Source organism: Candidatus Bostrichicola ureolyticus, assembly GCA_029851125.1.
Taxonomy (GTDB): domain Bacteria; phylum Bacteroidota; class Bacteroidia; order Flavobacteriales; family Blattabacteriaceae; genus Bostrichidicola; species Bostrichidicola ureolyticus.
In genome coordinates, this window is the sequence record CP100319.1 from 334229 (window position 1) to 344793 (window position 10565).

Annotated in this window: 5 protein-coding genes and 1 tRNA gene; all 6 read right to left on the reverse strand. The window is 25.6% G+C overall.

The features are described 5' to 3' along the window. Position 1: 1 nt before the first annotated feature. Positions 2-75 (reverse strand) — tRNA-Asp (locus NHG04_01845). A 46-nt stretch (positions 76-121) separates the two neighbouring features. Further along, positions 122-439 carry a thioredoxin gene (gene trxA / locus NHG04_01850; GenBank protein WGH27380.1) on the reverse strand — a complete coding sequence of 106 codons (318 nt, stop codon included), beginning with the start codon at positions 437-439 and terminating at the stop codon, positions 122-124. Positions 440-455: 16 nt separating this feature from the next. Beyond that, positions 456-3371, reverse strand: coding sequence for a DNA polymerase III subunit alpha (gene dnaE, locus NHG04_01855; GenBank protein WGH27381.1), 2916 nt, complete (start codon positions 3369-3371; stop codon positions 456-458). 111 nt (positions 3372-3482) lie between these two features. Continuing rightward, positions 3483-4670: an acetate kinase gene (locus NHG04_01860; protein ID WGH27382.1), complete on the reverse strand. Its 1188-nt coding sequence runs from the start codon at positions 4668-4670 to the stop codon at positions 3483-3485. Continuing rightward, positions 4651-6345 (reverse strand): phosphate acetyltransferase, encoded by a 1695-nt coding sequence (gene pta, locus NHG04_01865; protein WGH27383.1) that lies wholly within the window; start codon positions 6343-6345, stop codon positions 4651-4653. The genes NHG04_01860 and pta overlap by 20 nt, the downstream gene beginning before the upstream one ends. Further along, complete coding sequence (gene rpoC / locus NHG04_01870) at positions 6342-10565, reverse strand: DNA-directed RNA polymerase subunit beta' (protein WGH27384.1); 4224 nt, start codon at positions 10563-10565, stop codon at positions 6342-6344. The genes pta and rpoC overlap by 4 nt, the downstream gene beginning before the upstream one ends.

The window sequence follows — 10565 nt, forward strand, 5'->3', positions numbered from 1 at the left end:
GCGGTCTGGACGGGATTCGAACCCGTGACCACGTGCGTGACAGGCACGCATTCTAACCAACTGAACTACCAGACCAAATAAAACAAATTTACTGATTAATAAAATAATATAAAAATATTATTTATAATAATTCATTTAATTTATTACTTATAGTATCTATTGATACTATTCCTATAGATCTATGTATTTCTTTACCATTTTTAAAAAAAATTAATGTAGGAATACTTTTAATTAAGTATTCATTAACATTTTTTTGATTATTGTCAATATTAATTTTATATATAAAGACTTTGTCATCATATTTATTAGATAATTCATCTATTTTAGGAGAAAGTATTTTGCATGGTCCACACCAATCTGCCCAAAAATATACTAAAACAGGTTTATTGGATTGAATTACTTTTTTATCAAAATTAATATCATTTATTTCTTGTACCATAATATTTTTTATTTAATTATTTTTTAAGGCCTAATACTTCTTTTTCTAATTTAATTATATTTGGCCATGGATCACAATGTGGTATAATAGGTTCTTTTATATCTATTTCTTCTTGGCTAAATAGAGATTGTTTTTTTTGTTTTATAAATTTTTGATATTTAATACCAAAAAGTATTATATTTTCTAATACATTTAAATATTGTTCTCTTTTTATATTAAAACTGTCAAAAGCACCTGATAAAATTAAATTTTCTAATATTTTTTTATTTATTATGCGTAAATCAATACGTTTAATAAAATCAAAAATTGAAATATATATCCCATTTAATTTACGTTCTCGTAAAATATTTGCTACCGCCACATCACCTATACCTTTTATTGCTAATATACTAAACATAATAGCTCCATTATCATTAATTATAAAAGTCTCTGAACTTTTATTTATATCTGGATTTAAAATTTCTATACCCATTCTTATACATTCTTCTACAAATATAGGGATGTCTTTTATATTTTGCATACTTAATACAGAGGTCATATATTCTAAAGGATAATGTGCTTTTAGATAAGCAGTTTTAAAAGCTAGATAAGCATAGCAAGTAGAGTGTGATTTATTGAATGCATATGATGCAAAAGCTTCCCAATCTTGCCATATTTTTTTTATTTTTTTATAAGAATATCCATTTTTAATAGATTGTTCTATAAATTTTTTTTTAATGTTATTTAATACATTTTTTTGTTTTTTTCCTATAGCTTGGATTAAAATATCTGCTTCACCTTTGCTAAAATTTGCTAATTTTTGAGATAATAACATTACTTGTTCTTGATAAATAGTTATACCATAAGTATTTTTTAAAATGTTTTTCATTTCAGGTAAATCATAAACTATAGGTTCTTTACCATGTTTACGAGCTATAAAATTAGGTATATATTGCAATGGACCTGGTCTATATAAAGCATTCATTGCAATTAAATCATTAAATTGATCAGGTTTAAGTTTACGTAAATATTTTTGCATACCAATAGATTCATATTGAAAGATTCCTATTGTTTCTCCTTTTTTAAAAAGATCATAAGTTTTAGCATCATCTAAAGGAAATTGTTTTATAGTTATATTTTTTATCTTTTTAATAAGTTTTATAGTATCATTTATAATAGTTAGTGTTTTTAATCCTAAAAAATCCATTTTTAATAAACCAGCACTTTCTACTATTTTATTGTTAAATTGGGTAACTAGTAAATCTGAATCTTTTGATATAGCTACTGGAATAATTTCTTTTATATCTAATGGTGTAATTATAATTCCACAAGCGTGTATTCCTGTATTTCGTAGAGATCCTTCAATTATTTTTGCTTGTTGAATAATTTTTCCTTTTAAACTTTTTTTGCTATTTAAATATTTTTTTAAAATTAGAATATTTTCTATTTCAGACTTATTAAATTTTTCCTTTAACACCAATATTTCTGTTGAATAAATACTTTTAAGTGATATATTATTAGGTACTAGTTTAGTAATTTTATTAGTTTCATTTAAAGGAAAATTTAGAACTCTAGCTGTATCTCGTATAGCTGATTTAGCACCCATTGTCCCATAAGTAATGATTTTAGCTACATGATTGTATCCATATTTTTTTACTACCCATTTAATAATTTTATCGCGACCCCGATCATCAAAGTCAATATCAATATCTGGAAGAGATATACGGTCTGGATTTAAAAATCTTTCAAATAGTAGATCATATTTAATTGGATCTATCTCAGTTATACCTATGCAATAAGCAATTACAGAGCCCGCTACTGAACCCCTTCCTGGTCCTACACCAATATTCATTTTTTTTGCGTGTAAGATAAAATCATATACAATTAAAAAATATCCTGAGTAACCAATATTTTTAATTGTATTAAGTTCATATTCTATTCGTTCTTTTATAATATTATTTAATTTTAAATAACGTTTTTTTGCTCCTTTATATGTTAAATATTTTAAATATGCATTTTCATGATTATATTTATTAATAAAATTGTCAGGAATTTTAAATTTAGGTACTAAAATTGGTTTATTTAATTTATAAATTTCTATTTTAGAAAGTAATTCATCTAAGTTAATAAAAGCTTCTGGTAGATCTTTAAAAAGATCTACCATTTGCAAAGGACTTTTAAAATAAAATTCATTATTTGGTAAACCAAAACGATATCCTTTTCCTTGTCCTATAGGAGTATTTTGTTTTTCTCCATCACGTACACATAATAAAATATCATGTGCATTAGCATCTATTTGTTCAAGATAGAAAGTATTATTTTGTACAATATATTTTACATTATATTTTTTTGCTAACGTAAGCAATACGTTATTAACGTAATTTTCATTTTCTATACCATGACGTAATAATTCAATATAGAAGTCTTCACCAAAACATTCAATCCACCAATTGAATACTTTTTCGCCAGCATCTTCTCCAAAATTTATGATTGTATATGGAATTTCTGAATTTAAATCTCCGCTTAAAGCAATTAAACCTTCTTTGTATTGTTCAATTAATTTTTTATTTATATGGGGGATACCAGCATAGTATCCGTATATAAAACCTTGTGAACACAGTTTAGATAAATTATGATATCCTTTTTTATTTTTTGCTAAAAAAACTTGATTATAACGTTTATCATCATTGTATGAAAGAAATAATTCACTCCCTATAACTCCTTTAATTAATTTATCTTTTTTTTTATTAGCTTCTTGAATAGCATTTAAAAAATAAAAAGCTCCCATCATATTACCATAGTCAGTAATACCTAATGCATGCATATTCCAATCAACTGCTTTATTTACTAATGATTTAATATCAATTGTAGAAGACAAAATAGAAAAACATGTATGATTATGTAAATTAGCAAATTGGTGTGATAATATATTTTGATTCTTATAATTTGCCATTTCAGATTTATTCTATTTCAAATTTATTTTTATTATTATGGGAAATAACTACTATAAGTTCTGAAAAACACTTTGTTTTGGTACTATACGTGTTTTTAATAGTTTCACATTTTACTTTAATAAGTTATATACTTCTAAAGAAATTTGTAATTCTTCATTTGTTGGTATTACAAGAATCTTAATACGTTCATCATTTTTTTGTATTTCTTCAATATTTTGTTTAAAATTTTGTTTATTTTTATATTTATCTAAATAAATACCTAAAAATTCCATTTTATTACAAATTAAATAACGAATTAATTCATCATTTTCTCCAATTCCTCCGGTAAATATCAAAGCATCCAAACCATTCATTATTGCAATAAAACTACCTATATATTTTTTCACTTTATGTGCATACATTTCGTATGCTAAAATTGCTTTAGGATTACCTTTATTATAAGCTAATTTAATATCACGCATATCACTATAACCTGATATAGAAAGCATGCCACTTTTTTTATTTAAAATTTCTGATAATTCATATTGAGTATAATTATATTTTAATGCGTAAAATATAACAGTACTATCTATATCTCCAACACGTGTACCCATTATTAAACCACTATTAGGACCAAATCCCATAGAAGTTTCTACAGAAAGACCATTTTCCACTGCTGTTGCACTAGCTCCATTACCTAAATGTAAAATAATTAATTTTTTTGATTTTTTTAAGTATTTTATTGCACACTGTGATACATATTTATGACTAATTCCATGAAATCCATAAGAACGAATTTTATATTTATTATAAAAAAAATCAGGAATTGCATACCTATAAGCTTTTTCATGCATACTATGATGAAAAGCTGTATCAAAAACAGCTACTTGTGGTATATTAGGAAATATTTTTTCTGCTACTTCAATACCCATGTAATTAGCTTTATTATGTAATGGTGCTATATTAAACAGTGATTTAATTAGTTTTTTAACGTATTCAGTAATTAAAGTTGTATCTCTAAGATATTCTCCACCATGTACTACTCTATGTCCTATAGCAGATATTTCATTACGAGAACTAATTATACCAGTATTAGGATCTGATAATAACATATAAATCTTTTCAATACCTGTTTGATGATCATTAATAATTAAGTTAATATTTTTTTCTTCTTTATAATTATTATGTATATATTTAATTTTACTTTCATGTGTACCAATACGTTCAATTAAACCCTTAGACAAAACCAATTTTTCTGGCATAGAAATTAGTTGATATTTTATTGATGAACTTCCTGAATTAATAATTAGTATTTTCATTAGCTTGTATAGTAGTAATAATAATTGTATTATAAATATCATCCACAGTAGAACCTCTACTTAAATCATTTATAGGTTTTTTAATACCTTGTAAAATTGGTCCAATTGCTATAGTGTTAGTCTCACGTTGAACAGCTTTATATGTAATATTACCGGAATTTAAATCAGGAAAAATAAATACATTAGCTTGTCCAATGACATTAGAATTAGGCAATTTACGTATACCTACATTAAAATCTACTGCAGCATCATATTGAATTGGTCCTTCTATTATCAGTTCAGGTGCTCTATTTTTAACAATAATTGTAGCGTTTTTAACTTTATCTACTTCTTTTCCTAATCCAGAATCTCCTGATGAATAAGAAAGCATAGCAATTTTAGGGTCTATTCCTAATGATTTTGCAGTTATAGCTGAACATATAGCAATTTCTGCTAGTTGTTCAGATGTAGGATTAGGGACAATAGCACAATCACTATATATTATAACTCTATCATATAATAACATTAAAAAAATTGATGATACTGTTTTTATACTATTAATAGTTTTTATAATTTGAAGTGCTGGCCGTATAGTATGAGCTGTAGTATGAATAACACCAGATACCATACCATCAGCTAATCCATTATAAACCATCATAGTACCAAAATAAGAGACATCTAGCATAAGTGTTTTAGATTGGTCATATTGCAAGCCTTTATTTTTTCTTAATTCATATAATTTTTTATAAAATTCTTCATATTTGTGAGATTTTATTGGATTGATAATTTTTATGCGTTGTTCATCCCAAAATAATCCTAATTTTTTAACTTTTATTAAAATTTTTTCTTTATCTCCTAATAAAGTTAATAAACCAAGTTTATTATATGCAAATTTTGAAGAAGCGCATAATATACGTTCATCTAAACCTTCAGGTAATACTATATGTTTTTGAAGTTTTTTACTTATATTAAAAATATTGTATTGGAACAATTGGTGATTTACAATTTTAATTTTAAAATTAATGATTCTTTTCTCCAATAATATTATGTCTATATAACGTTCAAAACGTTCTATAGCTATTATTAAATCAGTAACATTATCAGTAACATTATAAGGAATAATTGATATAATTGTATCAATATTTATGCGATTATATAATAATACTTCAAGTTTTTGTTTTGAAATTATAGAGTTATTGATAACAATCATAATAATTTTATTTCCTTTTTTTTGCATAGAATCATATTCTAGAAATATATTATTAGCAATAGTTTCTACACTTTTATTTTCTCCATTAATAATTAAAATTATAGGTATTTGTATAGTTGGTGCTATTAAATTATTGATATTAAAATCAAAAATACTTGTTTGTTTTGTTCCTTCTACTATGATAAAATCATATTTTTTTTTTAAATTGTAATATTTATTAATAATAATATTAAAAAAATTATTTTTATTTTTCAGATAATTTTCCAGAGCTTCTTCTTTAGTAGTAAATGCAAAAGATTCTTTATAACTCATATTAAAATATGACAATATTGTGTTAATGTAATTATTTTCTATATCTTCTCTAATAGGCTTGAAAAAAGCTACATTTAATTTTTTATTAATTAACATTCGTATAATTCCAAATGTAATTATATATTTTCCATATGTATCTGAATTAGCTGTAATAAATACAGAATAGTTCTTCATTTTTTATCATTTTTAGATTCAACAATTACATTTTCATATTCTTTTAATCCAGTTCCTGCTGGAATTTTACGTCCTACAATCACATTTTCTTTCAATCCTTTTAAATAATCAGTTTTACGACTAATAGCTGCTTCACATAAAACTTTTGTTGTTTCTTGAAATGAAGCTGCTGAAATAAAAGATTTAGTTTGTAAAGAAGCTCTTGTAATACCTTGCAATATAGGTTTTGCTGTTGCAGTAATTGCCTCTCTAGCTAATATTAATTTTTTATTTTCACGTTTAAGTATAGAATTTTCACATAAAAGCTGACTAGAAGTAATAATATCATTCTGTTTAAAATTTTCAGAATCTCCAGAGTTAACTACTATTTTCTTTCTGAAAATTTTTTTATTTTCTTTTAAAAAGTCATCTTTATGTTCAATATTTCCTTCTATAAAACGAGTATCTCCAACTTCCATAATTTCTACTTTACGCATCATTTGTCTAACTATAGTTTCAAAATGTTTATCATTAATCTTAACTCCTTGTAAACGATATACTTCTTGTATTTCATTAACTATATATTCTTGAACAGCTCTAGTACCTTTGATATTTAAAATATCATGAGGAGTTATTGTACCATCAGATATAGGTTGTCCTGCTTTAATATAATCATTTTCTTGTACAAGAATATGATTTGATAATTTTACTAAATATTTTTTTATAATTCCTGTTTTAGATTCTATTATAATCTCACGATTTCCTCTTTTTAAATTACCATGATTTACTGTACCATCTATTTCTGATAGAATAGCTTTATTAGAAGTATTACGTGCTTCAAATAATTCTGATAAACGAGGTAATCCACCTGTAATATCTCCTGATTTAAAAGATTTACGGGGTATTTTAATTAAAATTTTACCAATTTCTATTTTTTCTCCATTATTAACTATCAAATGTGCACCTACTGGTAAATTATATACTTTCAATTCTTTTCCTGTATTGTCTAAAATTTTTAGTGTAGGTATTAATTTCTTATTTCTTAATTCTGAAATTACTTTTTCTTTAAATCCTGTTTGTTCATCAATTTCAACTTGATAAGTTGAACCTTTCTCTATATTTTCATATACTACGGTACCAGCTACTTCTGCAATTATTACTGCATTATAAGGATCCCATTTACAAATAATATCGTTTTTATTAATTTTATTTCCATGCATAAAAAATAAAGTAGACCCATAAGGAATATGATTATTCATTATTACTGTACCTGTATCTATTAATTTCATTTCAGAAGAACGAGATACAACTACATTTATATTATTTCCAAATTCATCCTTTACTTTTACAGTTTTAATATAATCAAATTCTATAATACCTGAATTTTTAGCTATAATTTGTGAAGATTCAACAATATTACCAGCAGCACCTCCAACATGAAAAGAACGTAAAGTTAGTTGCGTCCCTGGTTCTCCTATAGATTGTGCTGCTATAACTCCTACTGCTTCACCAATTTGAACAATTTTTACAGTAGACAGGTTCCGGCCATAACATTTAGCGCATACTCCTTCGTTAGCTTCACAAGTTAATGGTGAACGAACTTCTACTGATTCTAATCCTTCATTTTCTATTAAATTGGCAATATTTTCATCAATCATTTCACCTGTCTTTACAATTAATATTCCTTTTGATGAATAAATATTATTTAAAGAAATGCGTCCTAATATACGATAATATAATGATTCTACTATATCTTCGTTTCGTTTTAATGAATAAATTGTTATACCTCTTAAAGTATTACAATCTTCAATTGTTATTACAACGTCTTGAGCTACGTCAGTCAACCTACGTGTCAGATATCCAGCATCTGCAGTTTTTAAATTTGAATCAGATAAACTTTTACGAGCACCATGAGTAGATATAAAATATTCTGATATTGAAAGACCTCTATAAAAATTTGCTATAATAGGATGTTCGATAATTTCACCACCATAAGAACCTATTTTTTGAGGTTTAGCCATCAATCCTCGCATACCTGATAGTTGACGTATTTGCTCTTTTGAACCTCTGGCTCCTGAATCTAGCATCATATAGACTGAATTAAATCCTTGTTTATCATATTGCATATATTTCATAACTAATTCTGTAAGTCTAGCATTAGTATTAGTCCATATATCAATTACTTGGTTATATCGTTCATTATTAGTAATTAGCCCCATATTATAATTCATTTTTACAATATCTATCTCTTTAAAAGCATTTTCTATCATATTATCTTTATCTTTAGGGACTATAATATCTCCTAAACTAAAAGATAAACCTCCTTTAAAAGCATTATAAAATCCCATATCTTTTATATTGTCTAAAAAAATGGCCGTAGTTGGAACATCAGTTAATTTTAATATATTACTAATAATATCACGTAAAGATTTTTTAGTTAATAATTCGTTAATATAACCTACTTTTTTAGGCACTATTTGATTAAATAAAACTCTTCCTACAGTAGTTTCAACAATTTTATTAATTAATTTATCACAATAACGAATATTTACTTTTACATTTATAATTGCATGTAAATCTACAACATTTTGATTATATGCTATATAAACTTCTTCAGGTGAATAAAATGTAATTCCTTCTCCTTTTACTTTAATTTTATTTGTAGATTTTAAAGCTTTAGTCATATAATATAATCCTAATACCATATCTTGTGAAGGAACAGTTATGGGAGATCCATTAGCTGGATTTAAAATATTTTGTGATGCCAACATTAGCAATTGTGATTCTAAAATAGATCCATTTGACAGTGGTAAATGGACAGCCATCTGATCTCCATCAAAGTCAGCATTAAAAGCTGAACATACTAATGGATGAAGTTGAATTGCATTTCCTTCAATTAATTTTCCTTGAAAAGCTTGTATACTAAGTCTATGTAACGTTGGAGCACGATTTAATAATACAGGATGTCCTTTTAAAAGATTCTCTAATATATCCCATATTATAGATTCTCTTTTGTCTATAATATTTTTAGCTGATTTTACTGTTTTAACAATACCTCTTTCAATAAGTTTACGAATAATAAAAGGTTTATAAAGTTCTGCAGCTATATCTTTAGGTAAACCACATTCATGTAGTTTAAGTTTGGGACCTACTACAATTACTGATCTAGCTGAATAATCTACACGTTTTCCCAACAGATTTTGACGAAAACGTCCTTGCTTTCCTTTTAAAGAATCTGATAAAGATTTTAAAGTACGATTAGCGTCAGTTTTTACGGAAGAAATTTTTCTTGAATTATCAAATAGAGAATCTACTGCTTCTTGTAACATACGTTTTTCATTACGAAGTATAACTTCAGGTGCTTTAATTTCTATTAAACGATTTAAACGATTATTACGAAGAAGTATACGACGGTATAAATCATTCAAATCAGATGTTGCATAACGTCCTCCGTCTATAGGTACTAAAGGACGTAAATCGGGAGGTATAACAGCTAAAACATTAACTATCATCCATGCAGGATTGCTACCTTTATTTTTTCCTTCAATAAAAGCTTCAACTTCTTGTAAACGTTTAATTGCTTCTTTACGACGTTGTTTAGAAGTTTCTTTATTAATTTTATTACGTAATTCACACGATAATAAATTAAGATCTAAATTATTTAGCATATGTTGTAAACATTCTCCTCCCATTTTTGCAATAAATTTGTTTTTTTCATCTTCTATGTCGGTGGGCAATAGATCTAAAATATTTAAATATTCTTCTTCAGTAAGAAAGTCAAAGTTTTTAACAGGTTTTCCATTAGGATATTTGGCTATACCAGATTGAATTACTACATACCGTTCATAATAAATAATCATATCCAATTTTTTTGATGACAAACCTAATAAATTACCTATTTTATTATTAGCAGATTTAAAACACCAAATATGAACTACTGGTATAACTAGATTAATATGACCAATTCGTTCACGACGAACTTTTTTTTCTGTTACTTCTACCCCACATCTATCACAAACAATACCTTTGTAACGTATACGTTTATACTTACCACAAGCACATTCGTAATCTTTAACAGGTCCAAATATGCGTTCACAAAAAAGTCCATCTCTTTCAGGTTTATGTGTACGATAATTTATTGTGTCAGGTTTTAATACTTCTCCATAAGATTCTTTTAAAATAGATTCAGGAGAAGAAAAACTAATAGTAATTTTATTGAATTTACTATCTATTTTTTTCAT

What these genes read in the sequence shown, in the direction of transcription:
- pta (WGH27383.1), bottom strand. Translation starts at nt 6,345, where the DNA reads ATGAAGAACTATTCTGTATTTATTACAGCTAATTCAGATACATATGGA.
- dnaE (WGH27381.1), bottom strand. Translation starts at nt 3,371, where the DNA reads ATGGCAAATTATAAGAATCAAAATATATTATCACACCAATTTGCTAAT.
- trxA (WGH27380.1), bottom strand. Translation starts at nt 439, where the DNA reads ATGGTACAAGAAATAAATGATATTAATTTTGATAAAAAAGTAATTCAA.
- NHG04_01860 (WGH27382.1), bottom strand. Translation starts at nt 4,670, where the DNA reads ATGAAAATACTAATTATTAATTCAGGAAGTTCATCAATAAAATATCAA.
- rpoC (WGH27384.1), bottom strand. Translation starts at nt 10,565, where the DNA reads ATGAAAAAAATAGATAGTAAATTCAATAAAATTACTATTAGTTTTTCT.